The organism is Tychonema sp. LEGE 06208 (genome assembly GCF_015207505.1).
Taxonomy (GTDB): domain Bacteria; phylum Cyanobacteriota; class Cyanobacteriia; order Cyanobacteriales; family Microcoleaceae; genus Microcoleus.
On sequence record NZ_JADEWT010000020.1, the window covers coordinates 44,618 to 67,924 of the forward strand.

Genomic DNA, 23,307 nt, shown 5'->3' on the forward strand with positions numbered 1-23,307 from the left:
TTAGTCATTAGTCATTAGTCATTGGTCATTGGTCATTAGTCAGCAGTCATTAGTCATTAGTCATTGGTCGTTAGCAAGTCCGCATTCAAGAAGGACTGAAGTTACTACAAAACAATAAATATTATTCTTCTTCGGTTTCTATAATAGCATCGCGATCGAGAATTAGTAAATTGCGAAGTTGGTCTGTGTCGAGTTCGGTGAGCCAGTTTTCGCCGGCGCTGACTACTTGTTCGGCGAGAGCTTTCTTACTTTCGATCATATCGTGTATTTTCTCCTCTAGCGTACCCGTGCAGACAAATTTGTGTACTTGCACGTTCCTGGTTTGGCCGATGCGAAATACGCGGTCAGTTGCCTGATTTTCTACTGCGGGATTCCACCACCTGTCATAGTGGAAAACGTGGGTAGCCCTGGTTAAGTTCAAACCGGTGCCGCCAGCTTTTAAAGATAATATCATAATCGGCGGGCCTTGCGGATCGTGTTGGAAGCGATCGATCATTTCTTCCCGCTGCTGTTGCTTAATTCCGCCGTACAAAAACAAAACTTCTCGCCCTAAATGCTTTTCTAGATGCGGTTTTAGGAGTTTTCCCCATTCAGCAAATTGAGTGAAAATCAAAGCCCGATCGCCCTCAGCCACCACCTCTTCTAACATTTCCACCAACCGCTGCAATTTCCCCGATTCCTGACTCTTAATTCCCAATTCTTTCGGGTTTTGTTTAGCTGTCAAAAGAGCCGGATGGTTGCAAAGTTGTTTGAGTTTTACCAGCAAAGCCAGAATCATACCCCGGCGCTGAATACCTTCGGCTGACTCTAAATTAGCGATTGACTCTTCGACTATTTTCTGATATAATGCTGCCTGCCCAGCAGCCAGACTGCAAAATACAGTCATCTCCTGTTTTTCCGGCAAATCTTGGATGATTTCCTTGTCAGTTTTCAGGCGGCGGAGGATAAAAGGCCGAACGAGCGATCGCAAACTATGCAATGATTCTCTATCTCCATATTTCTCGATCGGAATAGCAAATCGGCGCTGAAAGAAATTGCGCGGCCCCAAATAGCCAGGATTCAGAAACTCCAAAATTGACCACAATTCTTGCAGTCTATTTTCCACCGGAGTTCCCGTCAGCGCAATTCTAAAATCTGCCTCGATTTGCCGCACCGCCTGCGACTGCTTAGCCTCGGAATTCTTAATATTTTGGGCTTCATCCAAAACCAATCCTTGCCATTTAGTGCTTTGAATTTCCTTCGCATCGCGAAACACCAGCGCGTAACTGGTAATTATTAAATGCTTTCCCTTAATTGCAGCCGCAAATGCTTTGCCTTTAGCGCGTTTGTCTCCGTGGTGTAGCAATACTTTCAGCGTCGGCCCAAATTTCTTGACTTCCCGCTCCCAATTGCCCAATACCGATGTCGGACAAACCAATAATGTCGGCGCTTCTAGAGAATTTTGTTCTTGCAAGTGCAGGAGGAAAGCAATTAGCTCAATGGATTTTCCCAAACCCATATCGTCCGCGAGACAAGCACCTAAACCCCAGCGCTCTAAGAATGCTAACCAGCCAACTCCCAATGCTTGATAAGGGCGCAATTGTCCTCGGAAACTAGCCGGAGTCGCGATCGCACTTACGGCCTGATTATCGCTTAAAGTATTCAACAATTCCTGAAGTTGACCCGTAGCTTCAAAATTCACCACAGGCAACTTTTCAATAGTCTGAGAATCGCCCGAAGCCAAACGCAAAGCATCCTCCAAAGAAAGAGTCATTTGCTCCTTGCGACTAGCAAAAAAAGTTTTAGCAGCCTTCACATCGGTGGCGCGCAACTCCACCCACTCACCGTTAATTTCCACCAAAGGCGAATTCAGCTCTACCAGCCGATCGAATTCTGCCTTAGAAATGCGCTGTCCGCCGATCGTCAATTCCCACTTAAAACTTAGCAGACTTTGCAAACCCAGCCCGCCCTTCGCCGGATTTGCTTTCGGAGTTTCCGCCTGAATACTCAAACCCAAACGACTCGCCCAACCATCAGCCTTTGTCAAACTAGGCGGCAAAACAACGCCCAACCCGCTATCAGCAAATCGCCAAGCCACAGACTTAATAAACTCGTAAGCTTGCAGCGGATTTAATTGACAAGATTGAGGCCGCTGTGCTTGCAAACTCGGTTCAATTAACGGATAAAGTTTCGATGCTAAACCCAACCCTCCCAGCAAAGTTTCTTGTGGCAATTCAATTGTCCGCCCCGCATAGGCCAAACGTTCAACAGAATTGTTCCAAACAGTTGTCGCATCCACCAAAAAATCCGTTTCATCAACTGCTTGCAAACAATAATTTAAACTCCAATTAACTTTACCCGGAGACGGCGGAATAAGTTGAAAACAAGTGCGAAACTGACTTTGTTCAGACAGTTGGTTTTGCAGCGGCGAAGTCCAAGCAACAAGCTTGTTTGCCAACTTTTCTAAAGCGGCTGATTCTGCTTGCACCACTCCAGATTCTTGTTGCAAAGCTTGCAGCCATTCGCGGGTTGGAGAAAGTGTTTTGATATCTAAATTTGAGCCAGCAGCCGTTAGCGCAGCCCTCGAAGACGATCGCACTTCACCATCTACCACACTACTCAAAAACCCCAAAACCAACTCCTGCGGCCCCACAGGCAAATCCACCGCAACATCCCGTACCTTACTTTCTGGCGAACCTTCTTTTATTACATCCGTTACATCCCGCACATTGCTCGCTGCCGAACCTTCTTCCTTCGATTGATACATTCGACAAGCCGTCGGCATTTGCTTAGAAAAAGTAGCGAGACGGAGAATATCGGTCGAACTGTCTAACAAAGGTTGCCATTTAGCAATAGCCGAACCATCAGATTGCCTCTCCAATGCCGGCAAGAATTTGCACCTCGCCAACAAATCCAAACTCCACCTAGCAAGATGCGACCAAAAACGCAAATCAGAGCCGACAAAATAATCTGCTTCTGTGCTATTTAGCGGCAGCGATTGCAAAAAAACAAAAGCGGCTTGGGGGTTTAGCAAATAACCCTTAACTTGCCAGGGATAAAGATAAATTTCAGCGATTTGGGCTGGTTCCTCAAGTGCTGCCACTGAGTGCTGCGGCATAATAGTTGCGTTGGATTCCGAGATTTTGGTCGGAAGCGCGATCGCCCGAACTTGCCTCTGAATCGATAAAATTTCCCTAGGAAGGGCTGCCGCCGTCGTTTTGGACGAACTCCGAGTTTTCGTAGTTTTCTGCTTAATTTCTGCGGTTTCGGGTAATTGCCAGTGGAGTTTCCCCGACTGCTGCAAAGAATTTAGGAAAGTATTCAACTCCGCCTCAGTCATTGCCAAAGGATTATGCGGAATTATCTCAGATTCAACAATATCGATCGCCCCAATCTTCCGCCAAGTTTCCCCCCAAATAAATAAGCCGCTTTTTTCGTTGTTTAGTAGCCAACTGCCGTGTAAAATAGCCATTTTTCAATCCTAATATTTTTATTTAATTCCGAGACTTTCTGCCTCAGTTTTGTCTGAATTGTGAATAAGAGAACTGTGGCAATACAAAAATACGAAATATCAGAAATATAGTGGTTCTCAAGCCCAATGCCCAATGCCCTGTTTGCCCCATGCCCAATGCCCTGTTTGGCCCATGCCCTGCGCGGGCCAATGCCCTGTTTGGCCCATGCCCAATCCCGGATGGTTGACCCGATCGCTCCCAAGTCCCAATCGAAAACTCATCGTACCATCTAGAGCAGGCGTTTGGGGGGCGATCGACCGGGCGAACCGACCCCAGAATCTCCAAAATTGAGAGTATAAATGCTTACAAATCCAGCGCCACGACTCGATCGACCGCACCAAATAATCTCTCTCTTTTGGCATTGGACTCTCAAACATCCTGTGGTAGTGTTACGATCCCGACAGAGAAAGAATGTGGTAGATAAGGAAGCAGTCCTACATGGTAGAGATAGACAAGTCAATATCCTTCGATGGAAGGGATATTAGACTGAAGATTGGTTTACTAGCGCCTCAAGCAGGCGGTGCGGTTTTGATTCAGTCGGGTGACACGGCCGTTTTAGTGACGGCGACTCGATCGCAGGGGAGAGAAGGAATTGATTTCCTGCCCCTGTTGGTGGATTACGAAGAGAGACTGTACGCAGGCGGTAAAATTCCCGGTGGATTTTTGCGCCGGGAAGGGCGTCCCCCAGAAAAAGTGACTTTGACTGGGCGTTTGATCGATCGCCCGCTGCGCCCGCTATTCCCAAGCTGGCTGCGAGATGACATCCAAGTCGTAGCCACAACCCTGTCGATGGACGAACAAGTACCGCCAGACGTTTTGGCGGTAACGGGCGCTTCAGTAGCGATCCTGCTGGCGAAAATGCCGTTTTACGGGCCGATGGCTGCGGTGCGAGTTGGTTTGGTAGGGGACGATTTCATCATCAACCCAACCTACAGCGAAATCAAAGAAGGCGAGTTGGATCTCGTGGTAGCCGGTTCTCCAGACGGAGTAATCATGGTGGAAGCCAGCGCCAACCAATTGCCGGAACAGGATATCATCGAGGCGATCGACTTCGGCTACGAAGCAGCCTGCGACTTGATTCAAGCCCAGCGCGAAATTATGGCAGAATTGGGCATCGATTTGGTGGTAGAGGAAAGACCATCGCCAGATATGGCCTTGGAAAACTTTATTCGCGATCGCGCCCAAGAACCAATCCGCATCATTTTGTCAAGATTTGAAAAAGACAAAACAGTACGGAATGCCGCTTTAGACGAAGTGAAAGCCAATGAAGTAGAAGCTGCGATCGCCGCACTCGCCGAAGACGATCCGATCAAAGTAGCTGCAGGCGCCAACAGCAAAACAATTGGCAACGTTTTCAAAGACGTTACCAAAAAAATGATGCGGAAGCAAATCATCGAAGATGGCGTCCGTGTAGACGGCCGCAAGCTAGACGAGGTGCGTTCCGTTTCTTGTCGCGTAGGGGTGCTGCCGTCGCGAGTACACGGCTGTGCGCTGTTCAATCGCGGGTTAACCCAAGTCTTGTCCACAGCTACCCTGGGAACCCCCGGCGACGCCCAAGACTTAGGAGACGACTTGCACCCGCAGCAAGACAAACGCTACTTGCATCACTACAATTTCCCGCCGTTTTCCGTCGGAGAAACTAAACCGATGCGATCGCCCGGACGCCGAGAAATCGGTCACGGAGCCCTCGCAGAACGCGCCCTAGTCCCAGTTTTGCCATCAAAAGAAGATTTCCCCTACGTAATTCGCGTAGTCTCCGAAATCCTTTCTTCCGACGGTTCAACATCAATGGGTTCAGTGTGCGGATCGACACTAGCATTAATGGATGCAGGCGTTCCCCTTTCCCAACCAGTCAGCGGCGCGGCAATGGGATTAATCAAAGAAGGCGATGAAGTCCGAATTTTGACAGACATTCAAGCAATTGAAGACTTCTTAGGCGACATGGACTTCAAAGTAGCCGGTACCGACACCGGAATTACCGCTTTGCAAATGGACATGAAAATCAAAGGTTTGCCCTTAGATGTCATAGCCACCGCCATCCGCCAAGCAAAACCCGCCAGACTGCACATTTTAGAAAGAATGCTAGCAACCATCGACGCTCCCCGCAAGGAAATGTCGCCGTTTGCGCCGCGTTTGTTAACCCTGAAAATCGATCCTGAATTTATCGGTTTGGTAATTGGGCCAGGTGGCAAAACAATCAAAGCCATCACCGAAGAAACCGGTGTCAAGATTGACATCGAAGACGACGGAACCGTGACAATTGCCGGTAACGACAGCGAGAAAGCTCAGCGGGCTTACAATATTGTCCAAGGCATGACGCGGAAGTTGAATGCTGGAGACGTGTATGTCGGCCGCGTAACTCGAATTATTCCGATCGGCGCTTTTGTAGAAATTCTGCCTGGAAAAGAAGGAATGATTCACATTTCCCAGTTAGCGGACTACCGCGTCGGGAAAGTGGAAGACGAGTTAGCTGTGAATGATGAAGTGATTGTCAAAGTGCGAGAAATTGACAATAAAGGTCGGATTAACTTGACCCGTTTGAACATTCATCCCGACGAAGCGGCAGCCGCCCGCGAAGCGTTGAATAAATAGTTGACGGTTGACAGTTGACGGTTGACAGTTGACAGTTGACAGTTGGTAATTGGTAATTGGTAATTGGTAATTGCTAATTGGTAATTGCTAATTCCTAACTGGTAATTGAGATTAAATCTGATTGTTTCAGATTGATTTGGGAGTAGAGTGCGCGACAGATCCAGATCGAGTTTGTGCGATCCTCTTCGTTGGCGTAGCCCCCGTAGGGGCGGGCTGCGCTAACGGCTGTAGAAGTTAATACATTCGCGCACTTTACCCTCGGCGGTTGAAACCGCAACTACATAAATTAAGTTCACTCCTAGCGGACTCAATCAAATATAAAGTTATTTCTTTTATCATTCCGCGGTTGAAACCGCAACTACACAAACGAAGTCCACTCCTAGCGGACTGAAGAAAATATAAAGATATTACCCACAGTCAGGACACGGCAGTGCCGATTCCCTACAATTAATCGGGGGATGATTACGTCTTTCATCGAGGAAGATCGATCGTTTTGGGGTAGGGAAACGGCATTGCCGTGTCCGACATTGCCTGTGATTCCAGTGCCACCGGAATTGATCTTAAATCAAATAACCGCAATACAGTCAATCTCTACTAACACATCCTTCGGCAAACGCGCCACCTCCACACAAGCGCGCGCCGGTGCTGTTTCCGCATCAAAATATTTCGCATAAACCGCATTCACAGCGGCAAAATCATTCATATCTTTGAGGAAAACCGTAGTTTTTACCACATCCAACCAAGTAGCGCCGGCTTCTGTGAGAATGGCTTCGAGATTTGCCATAACTTGTTGGGTTTGTTTGGCCACATCGTCGGTGTAGACGATATCGTTTAGTCTAGTGTCGATCGCAATTTGACCTGCTACAAACAGCATAGTGCCCGTAGCGGCGATCGCTTGATTGTAAGGGCCCACGGGTGCCGGTGCTTTGTCAGTACGAATAATTTTGCGCGTCATAGATGTCACTTTTTGGGATAATTTTTCGGATGTTTCTTGATTGTAAATTTCTCCATCAGGCATGATCGCACCCGTGAAGTCTGCATTCTCAATACTTACTGCATAAATGTTTGCATCTGTCAATTCTGCTTGTTTCAGGTTTGCTCCATCCAGGTTTGCTTTAATCAAGTTTGCACCTTGCAGATTGGCTGCTTCCAGACTTGCACCTTGCAGGCTGGATTTTTTTAGATTTGTCCCTTGAATATCAGCTCCAACCAGATAAGCTTTATCCAAATTCACCCATGATAAGTTAGATTTAGAGAGCTTAGTTAACTGGAGTTTAGCTCCCTGTAAATTTGCGCTTTGAAGCGTCACACCAGTTAGGTCTGCCCGACTTAAATCAGCTTTAGTCAAGTCGGCTTGGGTCAAGATTGCACTACTTAGGGTGGCTTTACTGAGATTTGCCTCAATCAATGAAGTTCTAGTTAAATTTGCACTACTCAAGTTAGCACCGCTAAGGTTTGCCTGGTTTAAGTTAGCATCCCAGAATTTGGAATGATTGAAGCACGCTCCGCTTAAGTTAGCACCGCTAAGGTTTGCCGAAATCATATTTTGTGAATTTCCCTGTGCCCCACTCAAATTTGCTGCTGTCAGCTTTGCCTTACTCAGATTTATATTGTGAAGGTTTGCCTTGGTCAAGATTGCCTCACTCAAATCAGCTCCCGACAGATTGGCATTCAGTAATTCTATCCCTCTCAAGTCTGCACCTTTGAGGTTTACCCCACTTAACTCTGCTCCCTTAAAGTTCCGTTCGCCTTTAGCGTATCTTTCTAAAAGTTCTTTAGCATCCATAAATAGTCGATCGCCCTTACGTCCCAAAAATCACTATACCATCCGCGCGAATCCGCCTGCACTAGCGGTTTTGCGGATGGATGATTATCGGATTCCATACCACAAAATGACCCGTCAAAGAACGTCAGGCAGCAATAAACTTCATAGCCACACCATTCATGCAGTAGCGTTTCCCAGTAGGTGCAGGGCCATCATCAAATACGTGACCCAAATGCCCCCCGCAGCGACGGCAATGCACCTCAATTCTAGTCCCAAACAGCGAATTATCCACCGATGTGCCGATCGCCCCTTTGATCGGTTCATAAAAACTTGGCCAGCCAGTACCGCTATCAAATTTGGTTTTCGACGAAAAAACTGGCAAATCACACGCAGCACACGCATAAATCCCCTTCCCATATTGCTTATCCAGAATGCTAGTATGAGAGCGTTCAGTGCCGTGTTTTCGCAACACATCAAACTGTGCCGGAGTCAAAATTTTGCGCCACTCTTCCTCAGTTTTAGTAACTTCAAAAACACCCTTAGAAGCAGCCATAACATCTGACTTCCCAGGCAAACAAGACGACAACCATGCCATGCTGACTGTTGCTACACCAGCTTTCAAAAATAATCGTTTTTTCATAATCTATCACTCACTTACTAATTAATCTAAACCACCAGTCATATCGTTTACGGTTGCGTCGTCAGGTGTTTTAACCGCAGAGAACACAGAGGACACAGAGTCCGAGAATAGAGATTAGAGTACAGGACGATGCTACCGGATTTGAGATCGCGTTCAAAACTTTATGCTTGATTTGTAACTTTTTCAATTGCCTGTTATTGGACGCAATATCAATTTCAATTGCAGCATCATGTGATGTTAACTATTAACTGTTTAAACAATTCCGATTGTATCGTAATTATTCATCTCTATCTTCTCTCTCTGTGCCCTCTGCGCTCTCTGTGGTTAAAAAAATCCGATATTACCCTACAAGTATGACATTTAATTAACCCGATCGCACAAAAGTCCTGCGAAGACTTTAGCCCTCACAGAACTCATACTCCTTCAAAAAATACCTAACTTAGACAACAGCCGGAGCACCAACAACCTCACCCTTCAACATCCGAGAAGCAGCATCGAGCAACTGTTCCTCCAAATAAGGCTTGGTGAAATAGCCCTTCGCGCCCAAACCGTAAGCCATTTGGCGGTGTCTGTCAGCACCGCGAGAAGTCAACATCGCGATCGGCAACTCGCACAAAACCGTATCTTTCTGCATCCGAGAAAGCAGCTCCAAACCGTCCATGCGCGGCATCTCAATATCGCAAAACACGATATCGCAAGGCAGGCCAGACTTCATCTTTTCCCAAGCCTCCTTACCGTCGCGAGCCTCCTCAACCCGGTAGCCCGCCTTCTCAAAAGTAATCGACAAGAGCGATCGCACCGTAATCGAATCATCCACAATCAGCACAGTAGGCTCAGTCTTCTCAACCTCCGCCTCCGCAGCCGCGCGATCGCTCTCATCCCAAAGCGTACCGCCAGCTTCCTTCTGCAGCCTGCCGGTAGCCAAATCGATTAACTCTAGAACGTCCGCAATCGCCACAATCCGACCATCCCCGAGCACCGTAGCACCCGCAATCCCGATCGGCTTCGGCACCGGCCCCTCCAACTGCTTGATCACAATTTCCTGTTCAGTCGAAACCTGATCCACCTGCACCGCCAAGAAATTGCCACCCGACCGCAGCACGATCACCGAAATCATGTCATCGTCAGTATTAAACCCGTAAACACTGCCCCGGCCCAAATGGCGGTTGTAAGCCAGCAAATCCCGCAGCGGCCGGAACGGCAAAATCGAACCCCGCCACTCAATGCAGGGTAAACCATCCGCCCCCGTCGTCACCTGATCGCGGGGCACATCGATCATGTCCTCCACCCCATCCATCGGGAAAGCAATCCGAGCTCGATCGCTAATGCAAGTCAGAGCCTTAGAAATACTCAAAACCAGAGGTAAACGGATGGTGAATACAGTCCCCTTGCCGATCGTCGAATCGATCGCCACAACCCCTCGAATCTCCTGCAAAGAAGTCCGCACCACATCCATCCCAACCCCGCGGCCGGCATACTCCGTCGCCTGTTCCTGAGTGCTAAAACCAGGCATAAACAGCAAATCGTACACCTCCGAGCGAGACATCCTCTGAGCCTGAGCAGCCGTCAACAAACCCTGCTTAATCGCCTTAGCCTTAACCTTTTGCGGGTCAATTCCCGCCCCATCATCAGAAACCGAAATCACCGTTTGATTTCCTTGGTGAAAAGCCCGAATCGTAATCCTGCCCACCCCCGGTTTCCCCGCCGCCAAACGCACCTCCGGCGGCTCAATCCCGTGAGTAATCGCATTGTTCACCAAATGAGTCATCGGGTCATAAAGCTGATCCACAATCATCTTGTCGATCAAAATATCCTTACCCTCAACCTGCAACTGAGCTTGCTTACCGCACTTAATCGCAATTTCTCGCACCGCCCGGAACAACCTGTCCGTCGTCTCAGCAAACGGCTTCATCCGGGCCCGAGTCAAACCTTCCTGCAACTGAGTCGTGACTTGTCGCAATTGGCGAGTCACCTGATCCGCCTCATCCACCAAAAACTCAATGTCCGCCGCCGACTCCCGCACCCGCACGATCAGCTCAATAATCTCCTGAGCCAAACTGTGGAAAGGAGTAAACCTGTCCATTTCCTCCGGTTTCCAGGCAGTTTCCCGGTGGTTAGCAACCTCCTCCGAGCGCCAAGGCGACGAGGAAGCTCGGTGTCCCTGACGGTTTGCTAGCAAAGCAATCTCCAAAAGACTCCGCTCGTAGAAATCCTGAGTCCGCTGGCTCACATCGCTCAGCAGCGTCACCTGGTGCAGCAAATTGTCCAAAAACTGCCGCATCCGTTCTTGATCCTGCTCCAAACTGTTGCGGTTGACCACCAGTTCCCCCATCAAATTGCTGAGGTTGTCCAGTTGCTTCACCGGCACCCGCATCGTGTGGTCGCCGAACCCGCCAGCCCGAGCAGTACGTCTGGGTCTGTTAATCGCCGACGGCACAATATTGCCTTCCCCTTGGCGGCCGCCCCCGTCCTTGGAATCTTCCAGCAATTTTTCCAAATCGCCAAACTCGTCATCGCTGGCTTGATGGGAATTGGACGGAGCAACACTTGCAGAACTTGCCAAGGAATCGGGAATTTCTGCAAGTGTTGCACTCTCGCTGAGCAGTTCCTCAAGATCCGAGAACACCTCCGTGTTGACCGGACTCGAATTTGTCCCCCCAGATGCTGAAGCCGCAGCCGTAGCACCCCCTGCAATCAACAGCGCTTCTAAATCATCAAAATTGTCTTCATCATCCTCACCGTCGTCGGATTCATCACCGCCAAAAAAGTCCGCCAGCGAGCCGTCTTCCAAATCCGAGGCATCCACAATATCCGATTCGTCCTCAGCATCCCACAACCCAGACATCAGTTCCGAAGTCACCAAAGGCCCTGCATCGATCGAATCCAACAAATCATCAAAACCCTCCAACTCCTGAGTATTCAGAGTCGCCCCAGTTTCCAAAGCCGCCAGCAAATCATCATCGCCATCAAACATAGCCGAGACATAATCTGGCGACAGAGGCTCAAAATCCGTACCCCCAAAATCCCTTTCCAGAGCCTCAAACAAATCATCCCCACCGCCAGACTCTTCATCTGCGAAAGTTTCAGGTAGAGCAAACAAATCTGCATCCGTAGCATCCAACAAACCATCCGCCGGCCCGGCCGACAACTCCTGTAAATCTAAAGCAGCATCCTCATCTGCGACGGACAAACCAGCATCCGCCGGGTTCAAAAGCTGCTCGCCAAACATATCCTCCAACAAATCAAAAGTGCTATCCCCATTAGGCTCCAAACTTGAAACATTTTGAGGGAAATTATCCGACATCGCCTCAAAATCAACCTCTGCCAAATCGGCCAAATCCCGATCGTCCTGGGCCACTGCAGCGTCGAAAAACTCGATCGCCCCATTACTAGAGGAAGCTTCCCCATCCCCACTCAGCAATTCTGCATCTTCATCCAAACTCTGCAATTCTTCGCCAACCAACCCCGAAGCCTCCCCGTCATACTCAGTACCCGTAGGTACCGAACCAAACAGATCTGCCAAATCCGCCGCCTCCTGGGAAGTAACCGTCCCAGCAGAGCGATCGAGCCCATCATCATCCCCAGAAATCAAGTCTTCCTCAATCGAACCAAACAGCGCATCCAAATCCGTATCGCCCATATCTAAGCTTGCCGGCTGCAAAGATTCATCATCCACACCGAAAACATCTTCCAGCCAATTTCCATCCTCAGAAACATCTAAATCAGAACTTGAAGTTAGATCCAGAACACTCTCAACGTTTTCATTTTGCGGTACGGCTGCATTGCTCATAAATTGATCGTCCTCACTGTCTCCACCTTCGCCTTCAGAAGCCAAATAACCAGAACTGATACTCAACAAATCTGTCAAATCGGAATCCGAAGCCCCCGAAGCCAGAACATCAAAATCATCCAGAGAAGAAACTAGACCAAACGTTTCAGCATTCCCCGAATCATCGTCACCGCCGACAGCAGACTCGACCGACCCAGCATCAAAAACCTCAGCATCAAAAGCATCCCCGTTCGATATCGCAACCAAGCCCGCCTCCTCGGAAACACCCAAATTACCAAACAAATCATCCAAATCAGTGTCCCCGGTAACATCCAGAGAAGATTGAGCAGCCACCTCATCCAAAAACGTACCCAAAGCATCCTCATCTGCCAGCGCCCCAGCTTTCTGGGCCCTCTGCTTCCGCTGACCCAAACCGCTTTCTCCACTTGCTGCAAACTGCTTGGAAGCCAGCCCCTGCCTCAAATCCGCATTTCCCTCACCCGCAGCGACTCCAGAACCGTCAGACTCGGCCGACATTAAATCTTCCCCAAACAAACTGTTAAGATCGTCCATCAGATTTTCGGTATCAACTTCCAAATCTTCCACAGTCTGTTCATCAAACAACAAATCAGTAAAATCGCCCGAATTGTCATCATCATCATCCGACCCCAGCATTCCCTCTGCAGCCATCCCATTCGAGTGCGCGTAATCCAAATCTTCTTCTTCTTCCCAAGCACCCTCAAGATCTGGAGACTCGCCATTAAACAAATCAGCCAAAGTATTGAGTTCCGCCACCCCCACTTCAGGGCCGCTGCGAGCAGAAATTCTCAAAGAATCAGTCTCTATATCTGACTCTAGGAACCCTTGAAAATCATCGAACTGCGGCGATCTACCCTCACTGACATCATTGCCTTCGGTAGTATCAAATTGATCGAACAACTCATCTATATTCAACCCAGAAACCGTCGGTAGTAATTGTTCTTCCGAACCAGAATCGCCTAACCCAGCCCGCTTCCAAGCGGCATCTTCAGCAGAGATCCAATTTCCGCCGGCACTACTCGGTTGAGCGAAGGCCAGCAAATCCTCAAAATCGGTTTCGGGAACCCGAGCCGCGGGCATCAGCGACAGAAGTTTTTCGCTAGGCGCGATCGACTCAGACAATCCCGAAAGCACCAACTCCTGCGCTTGTTTGATATCCTTAATCACAGTGGGAGCCAAAACCCGGTAAGTATTTTCTGGATTGGCGATCGCCTCAGACACCACAGCCATCAACTCGATCCAGCCGGGAAGCTCAAATTCCTCCCCCGCCATTCTCAAATTCCGACAAATATTCTTGAGCTGCCGCCTGCTTTCATTCCCCTCCGGCTGTTTGAACTCCTGCAGCATTTCCCGCATCCTCGCGGGCACATCCGAGTCAAACACCAAATGCAGCGCACTGTCTTCTGTTTCTGTCGAATCAAAGTCGTAAACCGCCCCCGAACCCGCCATACCCCTCTTTGAGGCAAACGCCCCCGCCCCCATCCCAGCCAGAACTGGTTGAGGTAACGACAGCGGACTGCTCCGATCTACATCCCGTCCCGAGTGTCCTACAAGTCCCCCCAAATGCCCGTTGAGTTCATCAAACACCGGCTCCAACTCTCGAACCATCTGTTCGCCCATCTCTTCCGTCAGCCCAAAAGGCCCCGAAAGTTGCTCCAACAACCCTTGCAACGTATCAAAAATTCGCAGGAACAGAGATTCTAGCTGTTGGTCTACCTTAACGCTGCACTCTTTTAAAACCTTAAAACTATCCTCTAATCGGTGAGATGTTTGCTGAATGCTCGTCAGCCCCAGCATTGCCGCACCTCCCTTAACAGAGTGAGCGGCCCTAAATACTTCGTTAACCAGTTCTGGGTCTTCGATCGTCGCCTGCAGATTCAGCAAACCTTGTTCGATCGTATTGAGATGGTCTTTTGCCTCCTCAATAAAATAGCCCATTATCCTCTGTTGTTGTTCTGGCAGCATAGTTTTATTCCTGATTTTAATCGTTATTGTATTGGGTCTATTTTAGCTAGCGGGCGCGTGAATCCCCACTTCATAATTTTTAATTTGGGGTGGGATGAAAGCCTGGTTGATCGAGGTTGGGATGTTGACCATTTTGCTTCGCAACCGGAAAATATCTGCACACTGCGTAAATATTCTGTTAGATTAAATAACGACCAAGCACTCTAACGACCAATATTGAAAGCTGTCAAAGTCCGAATTTAGCCAACTCAAGCCCAGCAAGAACATCTTTCTCAGGCTTTTGGTTGTGTGCGTTGGGTCTGGAACCAGTCTCTCAACATTATCAGAAAACTGGGTTTAAAACCCCGTCCCTTCGGCAAGCTCAGGGCAAGCCTTTTAGGACGGCTTTTAATACTGGAAAACTTTTTCAGGCTTAACAGTATTTTCCATAAGTCTACTATACTAGAGATAGATACAGGTAGAATAACCGCGCTTCACAAATGGGCGAGAATCCAAAACGACTGGCTAGAAAACAATAATATCTCGTGGGTAGCGAACAGCACAAAAACATAGCTAGGATAGCCACCGCGTACCCATACCCGAAAACTCAAAAACTTAGTAGTTAGATGTACAAGGGGATACGGGAACCTGGGAAGTGATTCCTTAACGCTTGGGGAGATAAGCCCTCTGTGGCTATTCAAATTAGACTCGCAACTTCGTTCAATCGGACGGGTTTTTGGTTGAAATATTGCCGAAAGGATGGATAGTTTAAAGGTGTGTCAGCGAACCAAGAAGCCCCGCGCGTTCACGCCCGAGAGTGTCAACCCGCAAAAAGGATCAGACGACAAACCAGCGTCGCAAGGCAAAGAAAGCGCTTGCCAAGGTGCATTCCAAAATCTCCAGATTGAAACAAGATTACCTCCACAAACTATCCCGCAAGATAGTCAACGAAAACCAAGTTGTCATGGTGGAAAATCTCGCTGTCAAGAACAGGATCAAAAACTATAAGGTAGCCAAAGCCATCAGCGATGTTAGCTGGGGGAAGTTTTGCACCATGCTTAAGTATAAGGCAGAGTCAGAGGGGAAAATCTACATGGAAGTAGATCGTTTCTTTCCCTCGTCTCACCTGTGTTCAAACACTTTGCAGCGAGTGCCGAAGATGGATTTATCTGTCAGGATGTTTGATTGCCCTCACTGCAATCAGCGTCATGATAGAGAGATCGATGCGGCGATTCATATCAGAAATGAAGGCTTGCGGATATTGGCGTTGGGAAGCAGCGCTACTGCCCTTGGAGGCAATGTAAGACCAAAGAAGTATGGGCGTAAGTCTACTACTTCCCAGGCTGTTGCCGATGAATTGGGACACATACACCATACCGGCTAGCGGTTGGTGTGGGTACTTCACCCAAGATACAAATCATGCAGCCATTTTGCTGTATTTGAGTCCGAATACCAGGAATTATTTCTATGCCTCGCGGTAGTTTTTGATGTTGAGGTGTAGATGTGCTTCTTACATCTTTAATTCGTCATTTTTTAAACCTATATTGAGATTTTCCTAATCGAGAAGCTTCCCATAAATGATTGGAATTAATGCAGTTACGGACATCCCCACTATGGCGACAGAAGTATTCTGATCTAATCGGACGATCCAAGCTATTCGCTAATACTAAACGGTGTATTGTAAGCGTTTCCATTCACCCTCAACTTTAAGTTTTTTCTTGGCATAGCCCCTGCTATTTTTTGAAAGAGTAGAGATAATACAGCCAGTCCCCTGAATTTCACCAAAAATGCTAGAGATCACCTCTACTATGTTATCGTCCATTTGTACAACTCCTAGTTTATTTAGGTGCTGGATAGGTATCCCCGCAGCAGTTTTAAGGCTGCGAGGTTACTTTTTGTCATTTATTGTTTCCACAGAAACCTGCTGATAAATTAGCAAGTAAAAAAAGCATCAAACAATCAATTATTGTCTTTCCGCCGTTTCTACTCGGAACCTTTCCACCGATGTCAAAAGGTCGCGAGCCACGCCTACCAAATTTTGCAAAGCACCGGAAACTCGCTGCGCTTCGTGGGATGTTTCCTGAGCGGTTAATTCCACTGCCTGCATCACACTGGCGACCGAGCGAGCTGTTTCATTCTGTTCTACAGTGTCCGCCGTAATCGATCGCACCAACACATCAATTCGATTAGTTACCTGAATAATATCTTCAAGCGATCGCTTCGCCTGCTCGGCCAACTTTGTCCCCTCAATAACCTGCTGCGTCCCTTCTTCCATCGCCATCATCACCGCGCCGGTTTCGCTTTGAATTTGCATCACGATCTGCTCAATTTCCTTCAAAGACTTAGCCGATCGATCCGCCAACTGTCGCACCTCATCCGCCACGATCGCAAAACCCCTCCCAGCTTCCCCAGCCCTTGCCGCCTCGATACTAGCGTTAAGAGCCAACAAATTCGTCCGGGAAGCAATAGTCGCAATCAGAGCCACAATTTTAGAAATTTCTTGAGAAGCTTCTGCCAACCGCTTGACTTTTCGCGTGGTTTCTGCAACCGTTTCTCGAATGTCCAAAATCCCGGCCACCGTCCGTTCCACAGCCTCGCCGCCTTTAAGAGCCGTCGCCGCCGCGCCCCGGGCCACTTCTTCCGCCTCCCTAGCGCTCTCTGCAACCCGCTGAATCGCGTCGGTGAGGACTTGCACCGAATTGAGCGTCGCCGCCTGTTCCTCAGCCTGCCGCAGCGCGTCAGAAGACAAATCGCCCGCAAACTTGGCACTATCCGTAGCGCCCTTGCTGACCTCCCGAGCCGCCTGCTTCACCTGATGGACAATTTCCCGCAAATTTTGAATCGTCAAGTTAAACGAGTCAGCAACAGCGCCCAAAACGTCTGCCGTCACTTCCGCAGTCACAGTCAAATCGCCCCGCGCCGCTCCTTCCACGTCATCTAGCAAGCGAATCACCTGGCGCTGCAAATCTTCCTTTGCCTGTTCCTGCTCGTCAGACTTGCGCCTGGTATCGCTAATCGTGGTTTGGATCACCTTCGCCATGTGGTTGAATTTAGCAGCCATTCTGCCAAACTCATCCTCCGAATAAATCGTAGCGCGAGCGTCCAAAGTTCCTTGAGATACAGCATCGAACTGAGCTTGCAAATTGTCCGAGGATTTACGCACCTGCTTGGCGATCAACTGGCCGATGCCCCAAGAAGTTAAAAAGCTGGTAATACCTGCTGCTGCAGTCATTACCCAGCCTGTTTGTCGCAGGTATACGATCGCCTCCGGCTTGTCTTGCCGCAGAGCTTGATAGGAAGCAATGTTAGTAACGAAAGCCACAGCTACCAGAGAAACCAGTCCGGCTCCGATCGCCGTGTACAACTGTTTTGTAAACAAAGGGGCATTTTCCAAGAAAGCCAATCCCCCCTGTTCTACAGTCACCGAAGTATCGAGCGCTTCAGATTCTGTCGCAGCAAAACTCGGCACCGACGCACCAACAGGGCCAGAAATGGTAAACATCTCGTCGTCTCGAATTGCCGAGCCGTCGCTGTTGTCAAAGTCCAGGCTGCCCGTCGAGCCCATCATGCCGCTCGTCGAGTTGCCAAAATTGGTGTTACCTCGAGTCAGCATCGAACTGCTGGCATCTTCTGAGATGTCAAAGTCCGGCAAATTGCCCAAATCGTCAAACTCGTCAAATTCGTCTAAAAAGTCGCTGTTTTCTGGAGAATTCCCAGTTTTTGACGACCAGTCGCTGTTGGGAGCGTTGCCCGCCCCGAAAGCTGTCGCTTGCTCGCTGTCGTCGAAAGAAAAAGCATCGCTGAAAGCGTCGTCATCAAAAGCGTCTAACTCGAAGCTGTCGATCGAACCAAATGCCGGGGGCTCCGAGTCGCCGTAACCGTTGTTGTTAGAGGAAGAGCGATCGACCGAATTAAATTGTCCCTGGCTCGATCTTTGACTGTGAGAATTAGGGACAGCACCTCCCATCAGCAGCGTTTCGTCTTCCGCCAGCGAATAGTTTGACGAGTAGTCCGAGTTGTTAGTATTCGGCTGGTTTGGAGGTCCAGAAGACCCGAAACCCGAGGGTATCGGATCGGCAAAGGGGTCTGCCGCTGTCGCCGAAGGAGGTAGATTTTGACCGAGATCCGAGCCACTTGTCGGCGGGGTTTGGTAGTCGTAGTCAGAGAAATCGTCGAGTTCGTCTGGCAAATCTAGCGCACCAAAAGGTTCGCTAAAATTGTCCGAGGGCCCGGTGCGGGAGTCGATGTCGTTGGAGTCAAAAGAATTCTCGATTTCTGAAGAAGCGAAACCTTGACCGTTGAGTTGAGTCGGAGCTTCTGAAAACGCATCTCCTGAATAAGGTGCGCTTTTAGCAGACGCTTTGTCCCCAGACAAGTCACCAGCATCAAACTCTCCCTCATCCAAGGCAAAAGGGTCTTCAAAATCAGAATCGGCAAACCGATCCATGTCTAGCGGCTCCGACGCATCAGCATAAGCAGCCATCCCGCCGCTATCGCTACCAAAGGGGTTAGAATGCGAGGTTAAATCTTCTTGATTGTCCGTGCTCGTGGCATCTTGTGGTTCCCACTCCAAGCCGCTCATCCCCAAGTCTGCCAAGTCCAGGTTTTCTAGGTCATCGTCTGCCAATTGACCGACATAGGGCTGCCCGGCGACAGAATTTCCACCAAAAAGTCCAAGATCCGGGTCTTCTAAGCCTTCATCAACAGATAAGTCTGGGTAGAATTCCAATTCTGTTTGAGCCGACAGAGCCTCTAAATTTTCCGTGTGCAGTTCTCCCGATAAAAATTGGTCTGTGTAGGTAATTCCGCTGTGAGCGTGTTCGACCAAACTGGGGTCGTCGCTCAGACCTAACACCACCGTGTACTGTTCCCGTGCTATCTCGTACTGTTGCAGTCCGTAGCAGTAGATGTGTCCGCACAGCAGGCGAGCGCTGGGGTCTTCGGGAAAATCTTCTACTAATTGATAAACTAGGGCCGCAGCTTCTGAATAGTTGCCCTCCATGTAGGCCGCTTCTGCCCGTTGGTAGTCCTGCTGAAAGTTGGTACTTGTTGCCATTTGCCGCCCTCTTTTGATTTTAGATTTTAGATTTTAGATTTTAGATTTTTATCTTGAATGTTTAGATGCGCGCCTCAAGTCCTGTGACTGTTAATGATTAGACCCCTATCGCCAATCGCCAATCTAAAATCGATTTCACGCTGCCCACCGCGCCGATCGCAGAATTTTCACTTGATCTAGCAGTCGCAGCACTGTTTGAGCTTGTGGGCCTAACATCCATTCTCCCCTCAGAAATGGAATCATGCCGTCTGGTGCATTGTTTTGGGAGTGCAGTTGCTCTACGTCGAGCCAGTCCATCCCCACAATGCGATCGACTGCGAGTCCCAAAATCGTGTCTTGGTCTTCCACAGCCACGATGGGGATTTCGGGTCTGTCTGTGTTGAGAGGTGTTTGGTCTCCCAAAAACTGACCGAGATCCGCCACCCAAATCACTCGTCCTCTCATGTTTAGCGTACCTAAAAGCAGAGAAGAAACGTTAGGGATAGGTGTCATGCGGTCTGGGGAGGGAGATAATACCTCTCTAATCCCGATCGCCGGCAGTGCGAACTCGTTCCCCGAAGGAACGTAGAACCGCAGGTGCAGCTCGCCTTCGGGAGTTTCCAGTTCTTGGAATTCCGGAGCCTGATCTATGCTTTGTCCTGGTAATATAAAGTCTGAGCTGCCACTAATCATAATTCTGACACCTGCATTTCTAGCAAATTTTTAACGTTTAGCACCTTGAAAAGGCACTGTGGAAACTTCGACGGTCAAAACTTGACAATGCCAAGCTTGACACAGCCAAGGGGTGAATGGCTATCCTGCGGTTCGTTTTTGGCAATAAATGCGCGCTCTCAATAATAATTTAGGGCGCGATCGATTATTCACCACTTCTAAAGACTCTATTTGACCGACGCCAGCAGCATCAATCCAGTTAGATTTAGGGAATCCCGGTCGAGTCCGATTAAACTTCGTTAATCCACCAGAACCAGTTGAAACACCCAATCCAGTTTCTTTCAGCCGATTAAATAATGCCCACCGAGTTGAATTAACTGCTGCTGCATTTTTCAGGGGACGCTTTGCTCGAGGGATAATCCGCTTGAGAACATCTGGCTTAATTGGCTTAATTGGCTGACAAATTGGTTCAAAGGAAACAGCGGTTTTTATCCATCAAAAGCGTCATTGCTTGACACCTCGGCTTTGCTTTCTTCGATGGCGTTTTCGGTGACGAAGGTTTTAACGCTTACATTAATACCTACCTACCGATTTTTGGGGTTGGGGGAATGGTAAACTTTCAGCATCGCAGAATGAAACCAACCAACGACCAGCTTTTTTTTTGACGGTAAAAGTCTGGGAAACCAAACTACAGTTTAAAGGTTCGTCAAGGTCGAACTTCCCAAGTGTGGCAATCTTAATTATACTTCTGCGAGCATCCTTGTGGGGCAGGTTTTTCGCTGGCTTTTTACAGGCTTTTTGCGAGACGATTCTTGTGTTTTTCGGATGGGACACAATTTTTCGATTTGACAAATATAGCGCGCCGGATTGACCGTTTCGCCGCTCGGCAAAAGTTGAATCGCTCGATCGCCCAAAACGATACTGAGTCAAAGCATCCTTGAGGTTAATCAAAGCGTTTTGATACATCCTGTCAGACAATTGATTCATCCAGTTTAATTCAAGTGTTTTTTTTAGGCGATCGGTGAAAATATTCTTGCTTTCTTCCATCGACTTCGAGTCCAACAGCTTACCCTTACCGTAAATCAGCAACGTCTATTTTTCTTTGAGTTCATCTTCGAGCGATCGATCTAATAATCTTGTTGATAGATTCGATGAAGGATAGCCCGGGCCCACATATTTTTCTACCAGCATTAATAATTCGCTTTCGCCAAAAGGTTTGGTGTAGAAGTCTGTAGCTCCGGCCATGCGGGCTTTAACGCGATCGATAAATCCGTCGATGCCTGTAAGCATGACGATCGGCGTTTGCCGGAAAGCGGTAGAATTGCGGAGCATAGCGCAAACTTCGTAGCCGTCGAGTTCCGGCATGGCGATGTCGCACAGAATTAAATCGGGTTTGAGTTGAAAAACCAAACTCAGGGCTTGCAGGGGATTGCCGATGGCGGTAGCTTCGTAACCGTGTTCGTTTAAAATTGACTCGACTGTTTTACGAATCACATTGTCATCGTCAATGCAGACAACTCTCTTAACCTTGTTTTCTGGATACGGCGGCCATTCTCTTCTGTCGTTGGCCGGCGCAACAGATGGCTCGTAAAATACTTGCACCAATCCCTGCTGCACGAAGGGGTAAATCGCCTTAGCGACAGTCAGCACGTCTCTGTTGAGGTATCGTGCCATTTGGCGGATCGAAGTGTGACCGTCGGCCCAGCGCCTGAGAGTATTAAAGGTACTGACTGGGAGGGCGACTCGTAGCTCGGTTGGATCTGAAATAACCGGACATTGGTTTGGCGACTGAATGTGAGGGTGAAACTGTTTCCACTGCTGCACCTGTTTGACAATCTTCGCTAGGAGGGGGCTAATTTCTAAGCTGGTCAGTTGAGGGGCTAATGCTGACCCCATTTCAAAAGTGAAGGAACCTTGATGAAGGCTGAGCAAGTCAAACAGGGTTTCGTGAACCATGCTGTGGATGATGTTGCGCCCTTGAGCTGGGGTGAGGATGTGGTTTTCTAGCAGGGCCCACAGGTAGCCGTATTCTGGGGCATTGGTAGATGCCATATAAGGAACTTGGATTTTGTCGAGGGCTGTGTCTGCTTTGTAGCGGCGCAGGTAGTCGCGCAAGCGCAACAAACTGCCCGCACTCTGGGTAGCGTAAATAATCTGACCGTTGAAGCAGAAGACATACCAGGATTGTCCTGCAAGGGAGCGCGGGGGGGGTTGAGTACCCGTGTTGCTGGCGGTTGAACTGTAGGCTTCTACGAACAGTTCTCCGGTGCGCTGACCTAACTCAATCAATTGCAGGATGCTGCGGATGTCAATTTCACTCAAATTTCCCTGCATGCAGCTAAACTATCCTCTTTAAAACCGTTGTCTGAGATCGGAAAGACTGTGTGCTGGCCCAAAGATTGACTTGAGTTTCCGCGATCGGGGCCGGCGATCGTACAATTGGGAATTGACGAAAGGGCGATGCGGCAAGCGGCGGGCTTTTTGGCAGCGCTAGGAGTCCATAACCTGAAACCGCACAAATCGCGGCATTCTCCCAGTGTGTAGAATCCACATCGCACAATTATTGTACGGGCTTTTCGAGCGTGCAACGCTGGCATTTCCGACTGGTTCAAGCCTTGAATCCCAACAGTTTTGATATTTACTGTGCGCGGTGGGTCTTTTTGGTTGAGTTCTGTCTTAAACCTTGACACTCCCCTGCTATCGAGGCGAGGGGATTCTTGGATCAGCCAGTCGAACTTATCTCTGTTTTGTCGCCACCAGCGAGTAGAGCTCGGTTTCCTAGCGTAAATTCCGGTGTGCCCCACCGTATTTAAATGGATTCCTGCACGGGCTTTCAAACCCTTTGCTAAAATATTTCTTCCAGCGTTGTGGTCGCGATCTAGTATCGTTCCGCAACCGCAAATATGCGTTCGGGTTGATAAAGTTTTCTTAACAATATCGCCACAGTTTGAACATTTCTGAGATGTGTATTGTGGCGGAACAGCAATAACTGTTTTGCTGTACACCTTCCCAAAATACTCCAACCATTCAGCAAATTGTGACCACGCAGCATCACTAATTGATTTAGCAAGTTTATGGTTTTTAACCATATTACGCACTTGAAGGTCGACCTAGGCTACAAAATCGTTAGATTTCACCACGTACAACGCCGTCTTAATGGCGAAGTCTTTACGCTGCCGACTAACCTTTAGATGTTTTCTTCCTAACTTGTCGATCGCCTTTTGCCGGCTTTTGGAGCCTTTCTTTTTCCGACAAACTCGCTTCTGCAATCTCTTCAAAGCTTTTTCGCTTTGGCGGAGATACCGAGGATTAGGAACTGTTTCGCCGTTGCTGTCAGTATAGAAGTGGTTTAATCCCACA

The 23,307-nt window shown here is 48.7% G+C and carries 11 protein-coding genes and 3 pseudogenes; 3 read left to right on the plus strand and 11 right to left on the minus strand.

The features are described 5' to 3' along the window. Positions 1–121: 121 nt before the first annotated feature. Both IQ263_RS07875 and IQ263_RS07880 read right to left on the minus strand, forming a co-directional pair. Complete coding sequence (locus IQ263_RS07875) at positions 122–3,451, minus strand: DEAD/DEAH box helicase (protein WP_194066944.1); 3,330 nt, start codon at positions 3,449–3,451, stop codon at positions 122–124. 117 nt (positions 3,452–3,568) lie between these two features. Then, positions 3,569–3,853 carry a hypothetical protein gene (locus IQ263_RS07880; protein WP_194066945.1) on the minus strand — a complete coding sequence of 95 codons (285 nt, stop codon included), beginning with the start codon at positions 3,851–3,853 and terminating at the stop codon, positions 3,569–3,571. A gap of 76 nt (positions 3,854–3,929) precedes the next feature. On the opposite strand from IQ263_RS07880, the gene IQ263_RS07885 reads away from it, so the two are divergent. Continuing rightward, positions 3,930–6,083 (plus strand): polyribonucleotide nucleotidyltransferase, encoded by a 2,154-nt coding sequence (locus IQ263_RS07885; protein ID WP_194066946.1) that lies wholly within the window; start codon positions 3,930–3,932, stop codon positions 6,081–6,083. A 565-nt stretch (positions 6,084–6,648) separates the two neighbouring features. Here IQ263_RS07885 and IQ263_RS29605 read toward each other — a convergent pair. From IQ263_RS29605 to IQ263_RS07900, 3 genes are all read right to left on the minus strand, one after another. Next, a complete protein-coding gene (locus IQ263_RS29605; RefSeq protein ID WP_194066947.1) occupies positions 6,649–7,869 on the minus strand; it encodes a Rid family detoxifying hydrolase in 1,221 nt (406 codons plus the stop codon). A gap of 124 nt (positions 7,870–7,993) precedes the next feature. Continuing rightward, positions 7,994–8,488 (minus strand): peptide-methionine (R)-S-oxide reductase MsrB, encoded by a 495-nt coding sequence (gene msrB, locus IQ263_RS07895; RefSeq protein WP_194066948.1) that lies wholly within the window; start codon positions 8,486–8,488, stop codon positions 7,994–7,996. Between the two features lie 439 nt (positions 8,489–8,927). Then, positions 8,928–14,261 (minus strand): hybrid sensor histidine kinase/response regulator, encoded by a 5,334-nt coding sequence (locus IQ263_RS07900; RefSeq protein WP_194066949.1) that lies wholly within the window; start codon positions 14,259–14,261, stop codon positions 8,928–8,930. Positions 14,262–14,516: 255 nt separating this feature from the next. Between IQ263_RS07900 and IQ263_RS28315 the strand changes: the two are divergent. Both IQ263_RS28315 and IQ263_RS07910 read left to right on the plus strand, forming a co-directional pair. Continuing rightward, positions 14,517–14,813: pseudogene (locus tag IQ263_RS28315) on the plus strand (helix-turn-helix domain-containing protein); the annotation flags it as partial. Positions 14,814–15,057: 244 nt separating this feature from the next. Next, positions 15,058–15,624: an RNA-guided endonuclease TnpB family protein gene (locus IQ263_RS07910; RefSeq protein WP_194066950.1), complete on the plus strand. Its 567-nt coding sequence runs from the start codon at positions 15,058–15,060 to the stop codon at positions 15,622–15,624. A gap of 579 nt (positions 15,625–16,203) precedes the next feature. Here IQ263_RS07910 and IQ263_RS07915 read toward each other — a convergent pair. The 6 genes and pseudogenes from IQ263_RS07915 to IQ263_RS07935 form a co-directional block, all read right to left on the minus strand. Continuing rightward, positions 16,204–19,296, minus strand: a complete 3,093-nt coding sequence (locus tag IQ263_RS07915) for a methyl-accepting chemotaxis protein (RefSeq protein WP_194066951.1) — start codon at positions 19,294–19,296, stop codon at positions 16,204–16,206. 135 nt (positions 19,297–19,431) lie between these two features. Continuing rightward, positions 19,432–19,965 carry a chemotaxis protein CheW gene (locus IQ263_RS07920; RefSeq protein ID WP_333088822.1) on the minus strand — a complete coding sequence of 178 codons (534 nt, stop codon included), beginning with the start codon at positions 19,963–19,965 and terminating at the stop codon, positions 19,432–19,434. Between the two features lie 183 nt (positions 19,966–20,148). Beyond that, positions 20,149–20,388 (minus strand): annotated as a pseudogene (locus tag IQ263_RS28320) (RNA-guided endonuclease IscB); the annotation flags it as partial. 132 nt (positions 20,389–20,520) lie between these two features. Further along, on the minus strand, positions 20,521–20,994 hold the full coding sequence (locus IQ263_RS07925; RefSeq protein WP_194066952.1) for a hypothetical protein: 474 nt from the start codon (positions 20,992–20,994) through the stop codon (positions 20,521–20,523). Between the two features lie 45 nt (positions 20,995–21,039). After that, entirely contained in the window at positions 21,040–22,281 is a 1,242-nt protein-coding gene (locus IQ263_RS07930) for a response regulator (RefSeq protein WP_194066953.1), read from the minus strand. Positions 22,282–22,727: 446 nt separating this feature from the next. Then, positions 22,728–23,307, minus strand: a pseudogene (locus tag IQ263_RS07935) (RNA-guided endonuclease InsQ/TnpB family protein); the annotation flags it as partial.